At 48.0% G+C, this 17,457-nt stretch carries 17 protein-coding genes and 1 pseudogene; 8 read left to right on the top strand and 10 right to left on the bottom strand.

Features of this window, described 5'->3' with window-relative positions:
- Positions 1 to 31: 31 nt before the first annotated feature.
- From L855_RS05640 to L855_RS05630, 3 genes are all read right to left on the bottom strand, one after another.
- A complete protein-coding gene (locus L855_RS05640) occupies positions 32 to 1,339 on the bottom strand; it encodes a TMEM143 family protein (protein ID WP_192925000.1) in 1,308 nt (435 codons plus the stop codon).
- Positions 1,340 to 1,637: 298 nt separating this feature from the next.
- Positions 1,638 to 2,717, bottom strand: coding sequence for an ATP-dependent 6-phosphofructokinase (locus tag L855_RS05635; RefSeq protein WP_159785262.1), 1,080 nt, complete (start codon positions 2,715 to 2,717; stop codon positions 1,638 to 1,640).
- A gap of 262 nt (positions 2,718 to 2,979) precedes the next feature.
- Positions 2,980 to 6,024, bottom strand: a complete 3,045-nt coding sequence (locus L855_RS05630; RefSeq protein ID WP_159785259.1) for an alpha-mannosidase — start codon at positions 6,022 to 6,024, stop codon at positions 2,980 to 2,982.
- A 256-nt stretch (positions 6,025 to 6,280) separates the two neighbouring features.
- On the opposite strand from L855_RS05630, the gene L855_RS21705 reads away from it, so the two are divergent.
- From L855_RS21705 to L855_RS05615, 4 genes are all read left to right on the top strand, one after another.
- Positions 6,281 to 6,466: a hypothetical protein gene (locus L855_RS21705; RefSeq protein ID WP_246198738.1), complete on the top strand. Its 186-nt coding sequence runs from the start codon at positions 6,281 to 6,283 to the stop codon at positions 6,464 to 6,466.
- Positions 6,451 to 6,627: an element excision factor XisI family protein gene (locus L855_RS21700; protein WP_246198737.1), complete on the top strand. Its 177-nt coding sequence runs from the start codon at positions 6,451 to 6,453 to the stop codon at positions 6,625 to 6,627. Before L855_RS21705 ends, L855_RS21700 begins: the two co-directional genes overlap by 16 nt.
- Before the next feature lie 413 nt (positions 6,628 to 7,040).
- A complete protein-coding gene (locus L855_RS22755; protein WP_159790979.1) occupies positions 7,041 to 7,412 on the top strand; it encodes a transposase in 372 nt (123 codons plus the stop codon).
- A 186-nt stretch (positions 7,413 to 7,598) separates the two neighbouring features.
- Positions 7,599 to 8,390 (top strand): hypothetical protein, encoded by a 792-nt coding sequence (locus L855_RS05615; protein ID WP_159785256.1) that lies wholly within the window; start codon positions 7,599 to 7,601, stop codon positions 8,388 to 8,390.
- A gap of 259 nt (positions 8,391 to 8,649) precedes the next feature.
- Here L855_RS05615 and L855_RS05610 read toward each other — a convergent pair whose 3' ends face one another.
- The 5 genes and pseudogenes from L855_RS05610 to L855_RS05590 all read right to left on the bottom strand — a co-directional run bounded on the left by L855_RS05610 (position 8,650) and on the right by L855_RS05590 (position 11,983).
- Positions 8,650 to 8,892, bottom strand: coding sequence for a hypothetical protein (locus tag L855_RS05610; protein ID WP_159785253.1), 243 nt, complete (start codon positions 8,890 to 8,892; stop codon positions 8,650 to 8,652).
- A 617-nt stretch (positions 8,893 to 9,509) separates the two neighbouring features.
- Entirely contained in the window at positions 9,510 to 9,995 is a 486-nt protein-coding gene (locus L855_RS05605; RefSeq protein WP_159785250.1) for an AAA family ATPase, read from the bottom strand.
- A gap of 97 nt (positions 9,996 to 10,092) precedes the next feature.
- Positions 10,093 to 10,197, bottom strand: a pseudogene (locus tag L855_RS05600) (Uma2 family endonuclease); the annotation flags it as partial.
- Positions 10,198 to 10,451: 254 nt separating this feature from the next.
- Positions 10,452 to 11,360: a tetratricopeptide repeat protein gene (locus L855_RS05595; protein ID WP_159785247.1), complete on the bottom strand. Its 909-nt coding sequence runs from the start codon at positions 11,358 to 11,360 to the stop codon at positions 10,452 to 10,454.
- A gap of 50 nt (positions 11,361 to 11,410) precedes the next feature.
- Positions 11,411 to 11,983, bottom strand: a complete 573-nt coding sequence (locus L855_RS05590) for a Uma2 family endonuclease (protein ID WP_159785244.1) — start codon at positions 11,981 to 11,983, stop codon at positions 11,411 to 11,413.
- A 141-nt stretch (positions 11,984 to 12,124) separates the two neighbouring features.
- Here L855_RS05590 and L855_RS05585 point away from each other — a divergent pair, with 141 nt between their 5' ends.
- The 4 genes from L855_RS05585 to L855_RS05570 are packed head-to-tail and all read left to right on the top strand — an operon-like array spanning position 12,125 to position 15,624.
- The gene (locus L855_RS05585) at positions 12,125 to 13,537 is read left to right on the top strand and encodes an aspartate ammonia-lyase (RefSeq protein WP_159785241.1); all 1,413 of its coding nucleotides are present in this window, start codon (positions 12,125 to 12,127) and stop codon (positions 13,535 to 13,537) included.
- A gap of 23 nt (positions 13,538 to 13,560) precedes the next feature.
- Entirely contained in the window at positions 13,561 to 13,842 is a 282-nt protein-coding gene (locus tag L855_RS05580; protein ID WP_159785238.1) for a hypothetical protein, read from the top strand.
- A gap of 7 nt (positions 13,843 to 13,849) precedes the next feature.
- On the top strand, positions 13,850 to 15,034 hold the full coding sequence (locus tag L855_RS05575; RefSeq protein ID WP_159785235.1) for a glycosyltransferase: 1,185 nt from the start codon (positions 13,850 to 13,852) through the stop codon (positions 15,032 to 15,034).
- Positions 15,035 to 15,066: 32 nt separating this feature from the next.
- Positions 15,067 to 15,624, top strand: coding sequence for a Uma2 family endonuclease (locus L855_RS05570; protein ID WP_159785232.1), 558 nt, complete (start codon positions 15,067 to 15,069; stop codon positions 15,622 to 15,624).
- A gap of 51 nt (positions 15,625 to 15,675) precedes the next feature.
- Here L855_RS05570 and dnaB read toward each other — a convergent pair whose 3' ends face one another.
- Positions 15,676 to 17,061, bottom strand: coding sequence for a replicative DNA helicase (gene dnaB, locus L855_RS05565; RefSeq protein ID WP_159785229.1), 1,386 nt, complete (start codon positions 17,059 to 17,061; stop codon positions 15,676 to 15,678).
- Between the two features lie 159 nt (positions 17,062 to 17,220).
- On the bottom strand, positions 17,221 to 17,346 hold the full coding sequence (locus tag L855_RS05560; protein WP_068788194.1) for a photosystem II protein Y: 126 nt from the start codon (positions 17,344 to 17,346) through the stop codon (positions 17,221 to 17,223).
- Positions 17,347 to 17,457 lie beyond the last annotated feature (111 nt).

Raw genomic sequence — 17,457 nt, 5'->3', positions numbered from 1 at the left:
AATAAGATATCACTCCCTGGACATTGGCCCCCTAGACATTGGCATAATCGAAGATACGGTCCCAAACCCAGTCGATAATCTGTTGGGCCTCGGCGAGGGGAACCACTTGACAATGGCCTTGGTCATCATAGCTGAGGAGAGGCTTATTCTCAGGGCCGCCTCGCAGGGTTTCTAAACTCTTGAGGGGAGTTTTGATGTCAAAATCGAGTTGGATGCCGAAATGAGATTCCATCCATTGTTCGATTTCATCGTCGAGTTGCTCGGGGGTAAGAGGTTTCGGATGGGTTAGGAGATGGTAATAGACTAAAATCACCTCTTTACATTCTTCATCCTGGGCGGAGTTGATGAGACTGGTAAAAACGCTGGCGTTGGTGGCGATGTTACGGAAAAACAGGGTGTCGGTGACTTTTTTCTGAAATTTGATGCGTTTGTTTTGGTACTGGCTATATTGTTTGAAGGCTAATCCCCCTAAGGCCATGGTGAGGGAGGCGACGGCGAGTAAGACGGGAAGTAGGTTTTGTACGTCTTCTTCGTCGGCTTGCAGTTCGTCAATTTCTGGGGGGCCAATGGTGAGGAAAAGGATGACGCTAATGACCAGCAACAGTTGGGGAAGCACTCTTAAGATGGCGGGAACGGCGGCCCCAATGGCGGGAATGCCAAATAAGAGCTTATCTTTGAGGGTCATGCTGGTTTGCACGTTGGGAAATAGCAGTTCTAGGTCGGATTTGGGGACGTTTTTATAGAGATAGACATACATTTTGCCGGGGATGAACTTCATCTCATCGAGGTCGATGTTGCGATGTTCAAAGTGTTTGGGGCCTTTATAGCGAATTAGAACGACAACTCGCTGCAAAATATCTAATTCCCGTTCTTGAGTCCAGAAGACCCATTTCTTGAGTTTGGCGGTTTCAAAGATGTCTCCTCGGTAGAAACAGAGGAAGCGGTCGAAGTCCTGAAAGTCAACGTTGGTTTTTAAGTCAACTAGAGGTTTTTCGCTGAGGGCCTGTTGCAGCAGTTCGTCGGAGAGTTCGATGTAATTGGCCCCTTTGAGAACTTGGCGAAATTTGTCCACTACTCGCTCATCCATGGCTTGGAGTTCGGCGGCGGTGGGTTCGGAAATGGCGTGGGTGTCTCTGTCGGGGTTGAAGGCGGCGTAGTTGTCGAGAATTTCGCTGGCGTAATGGTGAAATTTGACGTGATAGTAGTTGGCCAGAAGATGGGAAAAATCCCGGAAGGTTTGCTGGTCTTCGGGGGGAAGTTCTCCGTCTTGAAGACAGAGTTGGACGAGGTCGTTAAGTCGGTAGGGGATGAAGGCTTCTCGGTCGTCGTACACAGCCATGGATTCTGGAGGGTTGTGAAATGTTATAGCAAAAATTGGTCTGAATAGGACAAAAAATGGGGGAGAAGAAGGCAGTAGGCAGTAGGCAGTAGGTGAATAGGACAAAAAATGGGGGAGAAGAAGGCAGTAGGCAGTAGGCAGTAGGCAGTAGGGAAGAGAAGGCAACGGGCAATACCGTCCGATCGTTATCCACCCCTTCAGAAAGGGTTGCTCGTTCAGGATAGTCAATCTTCGATTGCTATATCACGCAGACACAGAGGATGATACCGGATTGATGTTCTCTGTGTCTTGATGATGGTTAGTCTCCTAAACAAATTCCTAAGCCACGTGCAGTTTTGACGAGGGTTCCTTGAGGGTCAACCACGCGATAGGTTTTGATGGCTTCGGCGATGGGAACGGTGATGACTTCCCGATTTTGCCAGGTTACCATAACGTCGTACTCGTCCCGGGCAATGGCTTCGACGGCGGCGACGCCAAAGGCGGAGGCTAATAAGCGGTCATGGGGGGAAGAGATGCCACCCCGTTGGATATGGCCTAAAACGGTGACGCGGGTTTCGGCGGCGGTGGCTTCGCCGATTTTGTCGGAGAGATATTGACCAATTCCTCCCAGGCGACATTCGCCGAACTGTTCCATTTTGGTCATGTGTTCCCCGGCTTCGGTACAGACGGCTTCGGAGACGATAATAATGGTGTAGTTTTGTCCCCGTTTTTGTCGTTCTTGGATGGCGTAGCAGATGTTTTCGAGTTTATAGTTGATTTCGGGGATGAGAATGACATCGGCCCCACCGGCGATTCCGGCGTTGAGGGCAATATGACCGGCGTCTCGTCCCATGACTTCTAATATCATGACCCGGTTGTGACTGGCGGCGGTGAAGTGAAGTCGGTCTAAGGCTTCGGTGGCAATGGTGACGGCGGTGTCAAAGCCGATGGAGCGTTCGGTGATGCCAACGTCGTTATCGATGGTTTTGGGAATGCCGATAAAGTTGAATTTTCCTTGTTTGGCGAGACGATGTAAAATGGCTAAACTGCCATCGCCGCCAATGCCAATGAGGGCGTCGAGTTCTAGTTTATAATATCCGTTGATAATGTCTTGGCTGCGATCGCTCACGGTTCCATCAGGGAGTTTAAAGGCGAAGGGATTGCCTTTATTGGTGGTTCCGAGAATGGTTCCACCTCGGGTTAAGATGGGGTCAACATTGGCAAGGGTTAGGGGGATGGCGTTGGGGGGGTCTGCCATTAAGCCGTTGGTGGCTTGGCAAATCCCTAAAACCTCCCAACCTTGTTGATTAGCACAGCGTACAACGCCTCGAATGGCGGCGTTTAAGCCGGCACAGTCACCGCCACTGGTCAATATCCCAATTCGTTTGTGTTGGTTCACGGAAGTTTGTCCTTGTCAGTTGCAACAGATGACGGATTGAGTATGCAGCACCTGGGTTGCCTTGGGAGAGTTTTGGTAATGAAACTTCAGACTTGATTGAGGGTGGTGTGGTGATGACTTGAGGGGGGATTTGGGTCAAGATGGTATCCAATTGGGAAGTTTGCTGGGATTTCGGGGAAGGCTGGGGATGGACTAAAATGCGATCGTTTCATTATGTTTGCGTTGGCTGGGTTGCCTTACCCAGATGCGGAGTGGGATGCGTTTAATCTGAAGAGGTTAGACGAAAACTGGCAATTTGCCAGGGGGCGATCGCCCTCTCACCAGGAGCGTCTTGTTCTAAGAGATTGGCTCGGGTTAAACCCATCTGGTTGAACAGACCCTCAATTTCAAGTTGGCTGGATTCTCCTAAACTATCATAGACTCGCAAAATCCAATCGTTCTTATCGGTTTCCGATTGTTTTAACGCCATGAGAATGAGATTTTCTGAGTTGAGAGAGAGCCATTGATGGCAAGATGGACTTGGGCGATCGTCCCCTCGGTCATTAATATCAGTATAGACGAGCAGGGGCTGATTGAGTTCATAGGCCCGCCGCACGGTTTGGCCGCTTTTCCAATCTCCCCCATGAGGATAAATGGCATAAGTGATATGATGCTGACCTCGGTCAGATTGGGGATTGGGCCATTGAGAACTCCGTAAAAGAGTCAACCGCAATTGATTGGCTTTGGCATCATAGCCATGTTTGCAATCTTGTAGGAGACTCACCCCAAACTCGGAGTTGGAGATATCGGCCCATTGTAAGGCGGGAACTTCCCATTTTGCGGCCTCGGCAGGAGTTTGGGGTTGAGTGGGTCGGGCGATCGCCCCACAGGGAATTTCATAGGTGGCGACGTCGGACTCCAGATTGAGATGAAACGCCACTTTCAAGAGGGTCTGGGTTTCTTGCCAATCGATATCGGTTTCAATCCGCAATAGGGGCGACTCTTGCTCTAGGATATAGTCTTGGCCAATTCGCGAGTCTCCCAAACGGCGAATCACCCGCACTCGTTGCTGTAATTCCCCAAATTCCAAGAGTTCCCAGGTTTCTAACTCCGCTGCTGGGAGAGGATGCTGTTCATAGTTAGGATCGATATTCCAAGCATCCCAATATTGTCCTTTATCTTCATAGGCTTGCAAACAATTGCCCCCCAGAGAATTGAGGACTTGCTGTTGCCGAACTTTGTCAAAGATTTCTTGGATATTGCCCGTTTCTCCGTCAATTGTAACCCGCAAAAAGGCATTTTCCAGGGGGGGTGGCGTGAGGCGCGACGAGGCTGTGCTATAATAAGGAGGCAACTCTTCTGGATAGATCCAGTAGCGGCGGACTCCTACGCCGGGAACCTCTTTAGCCTGAAACTGAAGCTGGGACTGGCGTTGCTGGCTGAGGATGGGGGTTCCTGCATCGTCGCAAACCCGCCAAGATTGTTCATCGGGTCGGGGGAGACTGACGAGGTGCGATCGCCCCCAAGTGAGAGAATTAACCACATAAACCGGGATAGCCTCGGGGTAAGGCGGTGGACTGGGGGGGAGTTGCTGCAATAACGTCGCAATCGCCTCATCGCGAATCTGGGTGGCCGTCGCCAATCCCGCCGCACTTAGATGATTCGCCTCCTCTAAGACTTGAGGAATCGTCGAACCGGGGAGAATATCGTGAAACTGATTCAACAGCAATCCCTTCCAGGCCGTCTCCAGACTGTCCTGAGGATAGGGAACCCCGCTGCTGTAGCTGGCCAAAGATGCGAACAATTCTGCCTCATAGAGTAGCCGTTCCCCTTGGCGATTGGCAAGTTTGCGATCGCCCTCGGTGGTGTAGCAGCCACGATGAAACTCCAGATAGAGTTCATCCCGCCACACTGGACAACTCCTATCGACTTGACCTTGCAGGCGATCGAGATAGTCCGTTGCCGAAGAAAACGCCAACCTCGGAAACAGCGCCGACCCTTGCCAACGTCGAGCCACCTCTAACATATCACGAGTCGGGCCGCCCCCATGGTCCCCCACCCCCGGCAACCACAACCCCTCCTCAACTCCCGTATTCTCCCGCCAATCGGCCCAATAATCCGCCATAGCCTCCGGGTCAATTCCTTGGCCAATCGGTGCCGACATCAAACTCAAAACCCGACTCCCCTCCGGACTCTCCCACCAAAAGAGTTGATGGGGAAAGGTCGTGGTATCATTCCAGCGCAATTTCTGAGTCACAAAATAGTCAATCCCCCCCTGTTTAAGCAATTGGGGAAGTTGCCAACAAAAGCCAAAACTATCAGGAAGCCAAGCCACCCGCACCGTCTGCTGAAATTTCTTCTGAACATAGCCTTGACCATAGAGAAGTTGCCGAACAATCGATTCCCCTGAAATCAGATTCAACTCCGGTTCCACCCACAAGCCAGCCGCCACTTCCCAAACTCCCCGTTTAACCTGAGTTTGGATTTGGGCAAATAAATCGGGACGATGCTGTTCAATCCAGTCATATAACGCCGCCGAAGAATGGGAAAAAATCAACTCCGGGAACTGGTTTTGGAGATTCAACACCGACTCAAAGGTGCATTGTGCGGCTGTCCAGGTATCGGCTAGGGGCCAAAGCCAGGCCATATCTAAATGAGCATGACCCATTAAATAGAGAGTTCCCGGTGGGGAAGGATAGTGCTGAGCGAGATAGGTTTGTAGCCGTTGAAGCTCTGCCAAAAATAGGTTCGGCTGTTGCGGTAATTGGGAAAAATCCAGTTGCAAGGTCTCCGGGAGGGGATTGTCCCGAAGTTGGGGATAAAACTTAGCACAAACTGCCAATTCATCGGCAATAAAACCGGGGTCAGGGTCATCCCGTTCATAGAGTAACTCCGACGTCACCAACGCTCCTTCATCATGGTTGGGACTGACTAAATAGAGACTCAGATGAATCTCTTGTCCCGGTTGTAGGCAATCCTGGAGAAGAATGCGACCAAAACAGTCAAATAAATCGCCGCTATGATGACGTTCACCATTGACATAAAACTCCGCCAAATCCGCCCACCAGCGTAGAGAGAGATAGAGGCGATAATCTGCCAGAGATATCCCTTGGCAAGAGTCAGGAATCACCAGAGTTTGACTCAACCAGAGTTCTTGATTGCCGCGACTCCAGGGAATATGGCCCCGGTCATTGAGTTGAACCCGTTGCCAACCCGACTCCGGTTGAGACGTGAGGGGAGATTCCCGAGACTGTCGCCAGTGGGGGAGGATATCCTGACGAGACAGAGATTGCAGTTGGGCCTGGAGGTGTTGAAAGGACTGGGTCACGGCTACAGAAGAGGGGAGTCTAAGTTTTTGTATGCTATCACTGTTCCCGGTCTGCCAATCCCGCTGTGGCGGTGTTGTCCTCTCAATTCCCTCCCCGGATTGCTGCCACTACCCCCTCTCGATTACAGTGGTTATAGGTAGGATGCGTTCCGGCGGCTCACCCTGTTGAACCTTGACCGAGGAATGGCAACTCCCCGGAACGCATCACTCGGGGAACCTTATTAGTCTTTGAACCCAGCCAAGAGGTGATTGTTCAATGGATAGCCGTACCCCAAAATTAGACCGATATCGTCAAATTGTGGGAGACCTCCTGCAACGCCACAGCCTAGATAAACCCAGTTATAGTGATATTGAGGTGTACTATTTTCTGACCCTGTTCATGACCATTATCAGGTCTTCCACGCCGGTTGGAATCGGTCTAACCGGGTGTTTGGGCCTCTAATTCATATTGATATCCTCAATGATAAAATCTGGATTCAATATGATGGGACTGAGGTGGGGGTTGCCAATGAGTTGGTTGACCAGGGAATCCCCAAAGAGGAGATTGTCATCGCCTATCATCCCCCTAATCTGCGTCCCTATGGGGAGTTTGCGGTGTCGTAAACCTTGGCCAAACCTCGTTGATAAGGGGTAAAACTTTCACGACTGGGGCATATATCAAGCCATAATCAGCGTAAACACTGGGGTTTGACAGCCATAATTTCGCCAATTCTTCACTGTTGGTGTGCAGCTGAAAATTATTGCTAGATAACTATAAAATCAGCTATATTTCAATCTACTCAAAATTTATCCTATGTTGGAGATTTAACCCTAAATGCTGTGTGTCACTACAGTGTCAGTTAGACCCTAGAATTCATTGTTAATCAGTCGTGGTACCGTTTTCAGCAAGATTCAATCTTGTTGGTCAAGCCATTTTGTCGCAGTGATTTAGATTACTGTACAGTAGTCTAAATTATTGTAAAGAAATTATTAAGATTTTTCACTGCATCTTGAAACTCAGAGTTCTGGGTTTTAAGATGAAGTTGAATCAAGCTGAATGCATTGCGGTCCTTGAAAGAATCCGCTGGGGTGGCGTTCCCAAATGCCCCTACTGTGGGTCGGTTAAGTCACGAAAGCTTAAAAATGAGCACCGCCATCAATGCAATGAGTGCTATACCTCGTATAGTGTAACCGTTGATACCATTTTTCATAAGACTCATGCTAGTCTTTGGACATGGTTTCTCGCTATCCATTACTTTGAGAAAACTCAAGGTTCTATCACTGTCCGGGATCTTGCTGCTGCGATCGGTGTGAATAAAAACACAGCTAATCGTATGCTGAAGGCTCTCAGGAGCATCCCTGCTTCTGAACGCCGTTGGGTTCTCAAGGTTGGAGTTTTGGTGAAGTAGGTTAGTATGAATTGTTAGCTAGGGGCGGCTCAGCTAGTCCCTAGCTGTAAGCGATATCATCATGCTGTGAGCTAACGGACTCAGTTAATATCAGTTAAGTATAGGATTAACATAATGTCGTCATTGTTTTGATTTTTTATCATGCGTAGGTTAGTGATTCCCCTCAGTTATCATTCAGTTACCATTGTGCTTCTTTGTTTTGCTGCTGCAATCCTAGGAATCAATTACTGTAATATTTCTGATTCTAGCTCAGAATCATCTGGATTTGACATGGAGAATTTAGGGAAAACTTTTGGGTTTTCTGCTTTATCTGCTTTTGTTTTGGGGGTTGCCTTGAAGGGAATAAATAGTGGTATTGAAGATGCAGTAGAACGTAAATCCGAAAAAATACTAGATGATGCAATAGAAAAAGAAAAAGAGGCACTCAACGAGCTTATTGGTACAAAGTTAGAAGAGCTTGAATCCCAGCTAAGATGTCTTGAGCTTAGAGAAGAGATTCAATCTGATTTACACACCAAGGTAGTTAGTGTTTATCGCACCATAGATAAACACCAACTAATATTCTTTCATGGCAGGAACATCGCTAGCTATCTCCGTGAGGATCGAAATAAAAAGAGGTTTATTAAATCCACTCTATCCTTTATGAATAAAAGTGAGCATGTTACGTCAAACCTTAGTTGGAACGAAAAGAAACTAATGTCGAAAGACCTGGAAGCAATACTCACCTGGCTAGAGAGGGGGATTTTTCAAGCAAAAACATTCCAAGTTTTATTAAGCAAACATGCTGCCAGTCTACACCAAATTCGTGCTGGGATTTCGGCATATCAGGTGGCACTACCCTACCTGTCAAGAAATTTAGTTGAGTTCTTTAAAGAAGACCAGTCTGTAAAACTAAGTGATGACAAATTAGACAATATGATAGGAGGAAGACTAAACTACATGCTTAAAGAGATCGAAAAGCAGTCAGAACCAAGGTAAGGCACTAATTAGCTTTCGGGTAAGCAGTCAGGTGAAGATGTTGATAAAAAGGGTGACCTAATCAAAATCATCATTCTAAAGATAACTTATTAGACTCTCCACTGTTTGCCCAAAAAATTGCCTGTCGAATTCTGTAAACCCCTATTTCAACATGTTTATCCTAGGATTTTCAATAAATCAACCTGGCATCAAACTTGCACTACACTAAACTCAAGTTTGATACACGATTTCATTTTCCATCTAATTGAAAAAACTAAAACTAATATTCCTCTTCTTCCTGTTTACGTTGATCGATACGAGACTCTATTCTAGTTTGGATTGGTTGCAGTAATTCTTGTAAATTTCTAAGTACCTCTCTCTCCTGAGGACTGGAGCTTCTAAGCCCAGCTTCGATAGCCCCTCGTAAATGATTGACAGAATTCTGGATTTCGTATAGGAAGTCCAAAAATTCATCGGGGCGACCGATTTCGCTCATTGCATTGGGGATGTCTCCTGTTTGCATAGTTTAAGTTACCACAGATTGATATTACCGTGTCTGTAGTCTATATGAGTTAACTGTCAAAGTCCCGACCACTAACTAAGACAGATCCAAGATATTAATTTTTCGGCTAGCATACTATCGATTTCTATCCTCTCAATAGATAATTAGGCTAGATATCCTTCTTCTGTCATGTTCAGAGATGGTGATCACCTTATTTTTACACAGTAAATAAATTGAATGGAATAACTATATGGCGATAAATATTATATATTCGGGCTGTTCCAACCCCGTTGAAATGGCTATTGAAGGCTAGATTGATAGTCCAGATCATCATCGTAATATCATGAGTTTTTATGAACGAGCCGGTATTGGCGAGACTATCAACTTTGGGGCCTTCCGAACTTGCTATGCTGAATTATCATTTCAAATGCGCTGTTACCCTTATCCTGAGAGAAGTTGAGAGTTTGCCATATTTACCAAGTAAAAAAATTAGAAAAATTACCTGAAAGCCATGTATAAAAAGGGTTTTGCGTCTAAAATACTATGGTTTTACATACTGGGTTCGGTAGATCCACAATTTTTTGACTGTTATTTTGAGTCCACGGCGGCGCAGACGACACTCTTCTACAACCAATTAGTTATACCGATGCATAGTCGCTGGGAGTGTTGAACTCACGTTTGTTCCCCTGGAAGGACTCGTACAGTTCCCGATGACGACGAAGTCCATACTCATCTGTCCGAGTCTCATAAGAGCGAACCCACTCGATGAGATTTTCCAAGTTTTCATCTTGTTCGTGATGGGAACTAAACTTCTCCGGTTCCCATGGCCTGACGCGGCAATGTGCAATACAAACCTCAACCCCAGGGTTGAGAAAGATGAGTTCCTCACAATCCGGCAATATCAGTTCGATAATATCCGCGTAACAGCCTTCAATAATCCAACTTTCATGACTGGCAATAAAACCCTTCACATCAGCCAGACTATCCTGTAAAGAGCGCCGTTCCGTTCCACCCTCAAACGCCACTTCATCCAGCGATAAGCGTACAGCAGGTTGCTCTGCCATAAGTTTCCTGGCTAGGGTACTTTTACCAGCGCCAGCATTTCCAAGAATAATAACGTTCACTGCGGTCTTGCCTTTTCAGTATAATGCTTGGGTTACAACGGCGTGCGTTCACCTACCGCTGCAACGGTTTCTTAGAACGAATCAGGCTGATACTCTGTAGTAGGTCGCCGGCAACGAAGACATCGGGATCATCGGCGAAAATGAGGTCTAAGTTCTCCTTAATAATGACAATCCAGCGAAACTGAAGGGTATTGTCAGCCATGGGTTGTCCATCACTATCGGGGTAATGGATGGTTTGAGGTTTAGGGGTCGTCGGCTGTTAGGTTTGGGAAATCATGGCGTTTTCTCCGACTTGAAGGAACGGCGAGTTAATGCAAGAGTTATGATTGATAACAAGTCTGCAAAATCGGTAATTCCGCTTAATTGAATACTATTTCTTACAGCTTGTATTTTGACTATATCTAGTATAGCCAAGAAATTGTGCTTTGGAAAGATTTCATGAAAAAATTCCACAAATTACAATCGCCGCGATCGCCCCTCCTTCATTCCCTCCAAACCTCGCACATTTCGCCGAACAAATTGCATCAAATGATGGAAGTCTGACCGCTTCCACAGAGGTTTTAACTCCAGGTCGTCCATTGCCAACGGGACATAGACCTCGGGGGCTAACTCAACGGCTTTAGCTAGAGACAGCATTGCCCCATCTAAATCATCATCCAAGACCGCACAACAGGCTTGATTGTACCAACTATAGGTGTCTTCAGGTTCCAGGTCTAAACAGGCATCATATTGAGCGATCGCCGAGCGATACTCTCCCTGAAGACGGTACAGTTCTGCCAATTTATAGCGGGTATCAAAATCATCGGGTTCGCTCTTCAAGGCTTCTCGATAGGCAATTTCTGCCTCTTCAAATTCCTCCAGATGCCGTAAACAATCCCCTTTACGGAACCAACTCCAAAAATCACTCGGGCGATTATCTAACGCTTCTTCATAGCAGGACAGTGCGGCGCGATATTCCTGTAAATAGCGCAAGGCATCCCCGCGCCGAAACCAAGCCCAGTAATCATGAGGCCGTAAACGCAGGGCCTTATCAAAACTGGCGATCGCCCGCTCAAATTCCCCCATCTCTTCCGACAAAACAATTCCGCGATTATACCAAGACCAATAATCTCGGGGGCGCTTGTCAAGGGCTTTATCAAAGCTATCAATGGCCTGCTCAAACTCTCCCAGCTCAACTAATGTATTCGCGCGATGATAGAGCGCCCAGTAATCATGAGGACGAACCAGAATAGCCCTGTTAAAGCAAGCTAAGGCGGCGGTATAATGTTCTCGATCAAAACATCGCTTCCCTTCCTTGTAGCAAAGCCAATAATTTTCCCAGCGGGCTTCCAAATAGGGTGTTAATCGACTATCCTCTAAGGTCATTATTATCGTAAATCAATGTAAATGGTCTTCCCCAGACAGCTTCTGAGGGATTAGCCTAAAAAAACTTGACCTGCCGTTAAATCTAGGTCAGTCATCGTGAGCGATTGAATGGGAGTATCTCCGAAAAATGTTCCTATCTCTTGATAAGACCCTTCTTGTAACCCCAAAACCAAAACAGTTTCAGATTCTGGGTCAACCAGCCAATATTCCGGGATGCCACAACTTTGATACTGAAAGCGTTTAGCGACATAATCTCGCTGCCGTTGTACCTCCCCCGGACTAACCACCTCAACCACTAATAACGGCGGATTCATCGACAATCGCACCGTATTCCGTCGGGCCAGTTGTTCGATATGTTCTTCTCGCAGAATCGTCAAATCAGGATAGCGATTTCTCGGTTCTCCCTGGACTTCAATCTCTAACCCTTGGCCACGGACTCGATCAATGCCAACCAAGCCGGCAAAGTGGAGGAGGAGACGGTTAGCAATTTGAACATTTACACCAGATTCGGGGGGCATCTTGACTAGCTGACCGTTATATAACTCATAAAAGCCTTCTAGGGACTCACTATAAACGAGATAGTCTTCAAAACTCTCAAACAATCGGGGTTGAACCTGTACCATTGATCTAAACTCCAGAGAACGTGAAAACCCAGTTGGTTGGGCCTATCTGTCCATTATCGCCCTTGCGATCGCCCGGCAACATGGCAAAATAATTCCAGGCCTCCTATAAACCAAGCCCAACACAAGCCCGAACCAAGCCAGATGACAGAGTATCGCATCGAAACCGACTCCATGGGCGATCGCCAGATCCCCGCCAACGCCTACTATGGGATTCAGACCCTTAGGGCGATCGAAAACTTCCCCATCAGCGGACATCGGCCTCTCCCCACCTACATCGAGGCCTGTGTTCTCATCAAAAAAGCCACCGCCACGGCCAACCGGGAACTCGACTGCATCCCCGCCGACATCTCCGAAGCCATTATCGAAGCCGCCGATGAAGTTCTCGCCGGACAACTGCGGGATCAGTTTGTGGTGGATATCTACCAAGCCGGGGCCGGAACCTCCCACCACATGAACGTCAACGAAGTTCTCGCCAATCGGGCCTTAGAACTTCTGGGAGAGGAGAAAGGCAGCTATGGCAAAGTTAGCCCCAACGACCATGTCAACTATGGTCAGTCTACCAACGATGTCATCCCCACCGCTATCCGTATTGGGGGACTCCTGGCCCTACATCGTCAATTCTTCCCCGCCTTGGACGCTACCATCGCCACCCTTAACCGCAAGGCCGAGGAATTTCAAGATGTGGTGAAATCTGGACGCACCCATATGCAGGATGCGGTTCCGGTACGACTCGGAGAAGATGTCCGGGCCTGGGCCGTCATTCTCAATGACCATTTACGACGCATCCGTTACGCCAGCGAAGACTTACACAGCTTGGGATTAGGAGGAAGCGCCTCGGGAACGGGCCTCAACACCCATCCTCGTTACCGCTTCCGTTGCGCTGAACTCCTCGGGGAGTATATCGGACAACCCCTAAAAAGCGCCCCCCATCTGATGGCGGCCATGCAGAGTTTATCTCCCTTCGTCGCCGTATCTGGGAGTTTACGCAATCTGGCCCAGGATTTAGTGAAAATCTCCCATGACTTGCGCCTGATGGATTCGGGCCCTAAAACGGGCTTAAAAGAGATTCAACTTCCCCCTGTTCAACCGGGGTCTTCGATTATGCCGGGGAAATATAACCCTGTGATGGCGGAGATGACCTCTATGGTATGTTTTCAGGTGATGGGATTGGATCAGGCGATCGCCCTGTGCGCCCAAGCGGGACAATTAGAATTAAATGTCATGATGCCCCTGGTGGCCTATGACTTCATTCATAGCATTGAAATTCTTGGGAACACCCTCGACGCCCTCAACCGTCGTTGTCTAGCAGGCATCACCGCCAACCGAGATCGCTGTCTGGGCTATGCTGAAGGCAGTTTGGCCCTGGTCACCGCCCTTAACCCTCACATTGGCTATCTCAACGCCGCCGCGATCGCCAAGGAGTCCCTCGATACTGGCAAATCCTTACGGGAACTGGTGTTAGAAAAGGAATTAATGCCTGAAGCCAAGTTAGCGGAGGTGTTGGACTTAGAGAAAATGAGTCAACTCCCCCCGGACCTTCATGACATCCCATAACCTTGTTGTTCAGGAGACAATCCATGCAAAGTGACTATACTGAAACCCAAATCACCTTCCATTACGAAAATGGCAGCGAGGAATCCTTTAGCGTTCCCCTCACAGCGCAACAGGTGTATCAACAACTGCAACTGGCCACCGAGTCACCGCTTCTGACCTTCCATCTTTATGATCGTAGCGTCACCATTCGCTTTGATCGCATTTTGAAAGTGGAAATCTTCCCCGCCTTCCCAGAAGTTCAGGGCGATGGCGTCTTTGCCGAGGCCCAAGTGGTGACGGCCATGCGTCGCGCCACCCGTCGCTAAACTCCTTATGCGCCTAATTGTCGAAGGTTGGCGGTTTATTTCTCAATCCTACGCCGTCGTCAACCAGTTCCAACTCCTGGAACTTCTCAACCGCCCCGATGTGCAACTGTACCATCGGGAAATGCCCTATTTGCAGGATTGGCACGCCGCCAGGGGACTCCTATCTCCTGAAGAAGAAGCCCGTTTACAAAGGATTCCTGAACCGCCAGACTCTCTCCAAAGTGAAGCCGTCTTGCGGATGCACATGCCCTTCGACTTTTCCCCGTCGAACCATTCCCGCCATCTGGTGGTGTTTGGTTTGACGGAATATGGCAAGGTCCATAATGCAATGGTGCAATGTATGGGGGTGTCGGATTTTGGCAAGGTTCATCGCCAGAGTGAGGCGACGATTCTCACCTCCTCCAATTGGTCTCGCCAGGGGTTTATTAATAGTGGCGCCGATGCTAATCGTATTCGGGTTGTTCCCTTGGGGGTGAATCCTCAAGTCTGTTATCCCCTAGGTGGAGAGGAACGGCAAGGGTTGCGTCGTCGCTTGGGGATTGAGGATCAGTTTGTTTTCCTCAATGTTAGTTCTCAGCATCCCCGCAAAGGGATTCGCCCGTTACTGAAAGCCTTTGCCCAGGTGGTTCAGCGTCATCCCCAGGCGCGGTTAGTGTTGAAGGGAAGCACGGGGTTATATGGGTCAGAAACCTATGTCCAATTGGCGTTAGATGAGGTATTAACGCCCCAGGAACGCGATCGCGTCTCAGCGAATTTAGCCTATATCGGACAAGACTTATCGTTTGCAGAGGTTGTCCAACTCTATCAAGCCGCAGATGCTTATATTTCGCCCTATTTAGCTGAGGGGTTTAATTTACCGGTGTTAGAGGCGATCGCCTGTGGGATTCCCGTCATTTGCACCGCTGGCGGTCCTACGGATGATTTTACTCAATCCTCTTTTGCCATAAGGGTTCCGGCTAAGCAAATTTGGCAAGAGATTTGTAGCGAACAACGACTCATCTTTAGTCCCGATATTGAGGCTTTAGTGGCTGCGATGGAACGAGTCATCAATGACCGGGATTTCCGAGAGACGGCTAATTGTTTAGGTCCTCAGTTTGTTCAGCAAAACTATACTTGGAGTAAAACTGTTGACCATTTAGTGAATGTACTTTGGTCATCGATGGATCACTTTTCGGATGTTGTTCCTGTATAAATTCTGACATAGCTAACTTTCAAGGGGTTGTCATGGTTGAAACTATCAAAAAAAATCTAAGCTTAACGGAATTTCTAGACCATCCTGAAACCAAGCCCGCCTCTGAATATATTAATGGTAAAATCTTACAAAAGCCCATGCCTCAAGGTGAACATAGTCTAATTCAAGGTGCATTATGTGAAGTAATCAACCAGGTCACGCGATCACAAAAAATTGCCTTGGCGTTTTCTGAATTGCGCTGTACGTTTGCAGACCGTTCTCTTGTGCCTGATATTGCTGTATTCCGCTGGCAACGCATCCCAAAAACCGACAGCGGACGAATTGCCAATCGCTTTAATACCTATCCCGATTGGATGATTGAAATCCTTTCTCCTCAGCAAAGTACGACCCAAGTATTAAACAAGATATTACAGGCTTGCCAGCAGGGAACTGAGCTTGGCTGGTTAATTAACCTAGAAGAAGCAACGGTTCTGGTAATTAGTCAGAATCAACGGCTTGATGTGTTTAAAGAAGAGGATAAACTTCCAGTTTTAGAGGGAATTGACCTGTCTCTAACAGTTGACACGATTTTAGAGTGGTTGACGATTTAAGGCATCAGACTTGAGTACAGGAGGGATGTTTTGATTTATTTCCCCGACCGCTTAACCCGGTGGAAGTTGGCCATAAGACCCTCCAGAGAGGGGACGACCGGGGTTTGCCAGATTGCGGAAGCGGGTATATTGAGGGTCAAATAGGAGTTTGATGACCCCCGTCGGCCCATTACGGTGTTTGGCGATAATCAGTTCCGTAATCCCGCGATCAGGGGTATCTGGGTTATAGTATTCATCACGATAGAGCATGGCCACTAAGTCCGCATCCTGCTCAATGGAACCACTTTCCCGTAAGTCGGACATCATGGGCCGTTTATTGGTCCGCGCTTCGACGCCACGACTTAACTGGGACAGGGCAATCACCGGAACATTGAGTTCACGAGCTAATCCTTTCAGGGAGCGCGTAATCCGGGATAATTCCTGAACTCGGTTATCCCCAGCTCCCTCCATCAGCTGCAAATAGTCTAATAGGACTAAGCCTAAAGGTTTCCCCTGTTCCGCCTGCAAACGTCGGCATTTAGACCGCATCTCCGTCACGGTAATATTGGCGGTATCATCAATAAAAATTGGCATTTCTGACAGGGATGCGAGAGCCTTACTTAAGGGTTCCCATTCATTTTGACTGACGCGGCCAGCTCGCAGGCGATTACTTTCAATTCCCGAGTCACTGGCGAGAAGTCGCTGTACGAGTTGCTCTTTGGACATCTCTAAACTAAACACCGCCACCGGGAAGTTATAGCTATTGGCTAAGTTACGGGCGATATTTAAACTGAACGCCGTTTTCCCCATCGATGGGCGCCCCGCTACAATAATTAAATCCGAGGTTTGGAAGCCCCCCGTCATGGCGTCGAGGTCATAAAACCCCGATAAAAATCCTGGTTGCGCTTGAGTCTCTATCTGGGCTTCTAACTCTTGAAAGGCGTGAATTAGGGTTTCAAATAGAGGGACTAAATCTTGTTGGGGGCGCTTTTGGGTAATGGAAAAAATCTTTTGTTCGGCTTTATCTAAAACGGTTTCTAGGGGAGTCGCCGCTTGGTAGCCTAAGCCAGTGATTTCCTGTCCCGCTTGAATGAGTTGGCGACGGAAGTATTTATCCATCACCAAAGCCGCATACTGGTCAATATTCACCGCTGAGACGGTACGATCGACCAGCTGAGCCAGTTTACCTTGTCCCCCCACCTTTTCTAAAAGGTCGCGATCGCGCAACCAGGCGGTTACACTAATCAAATCCGTGGGTTGTCCTAAACTATGCAAGCCCTGGGCGGCTTCAAAAATAGTTTGATGGGTGCTTACATAAAACGCTTCTGCTGTCAAGACTTCCACCACCCGATTGATGGCTTCTGGGTCGAGTAAAATTCCCCCTAAAATCGCCTCTTCCGCTTCAATATTCTGGGGAGGAAGTTTATCGATATCGTACCCTTGGAAGTCTAAGACCATAATTCCGATGTATCGAGGGACTAGAGTCTCGGGTTAACCGAGGCCAGAGAAGGCCCAAACGACCACAAATTTAACCTTCTCACGAAAAATCCGGTAGCCTTGCTTGCGCAAAACGCTACCGGACTTACCGTATCACGCTAGATAGTTCCGAAGTTTCCCTTAACTTTGACGGTTGAGGTAGTTTTGGACTTGTCCTAAAGCGGCTTGACCGATGTTGAACAATGCCCAGCCGAGAGCGATCGCGATCGGTCCGAGAACGACCAGTAAGCGCCAATCAAAATCCATAGAACCTACTCCTGTCTTAAAAAAATCTTAAATACTCTTCTTCGAGTACCCATTATATCCCCATTCGGCCCCATTTCATCTGAGGTTCCCAGGCTGGGGCAAAATTCGAGT

Origin of the sequence: Sodalinema gerasimenkoae IPPAS B-353, from assembly GCF_009846485.1 — a bacterium.
In the GTDB taxonomy this organism is placed as follows: Bacteria; Cyanobacteriota; Cyanobacteriia; order Cyanobacteriales; family Geitlerinemataceae; genus Sodalinema; species Sodalinema gerasimenkoae.
This window is presented reverse-complemented; position numbering and strand designations above follow the sequence as displayed.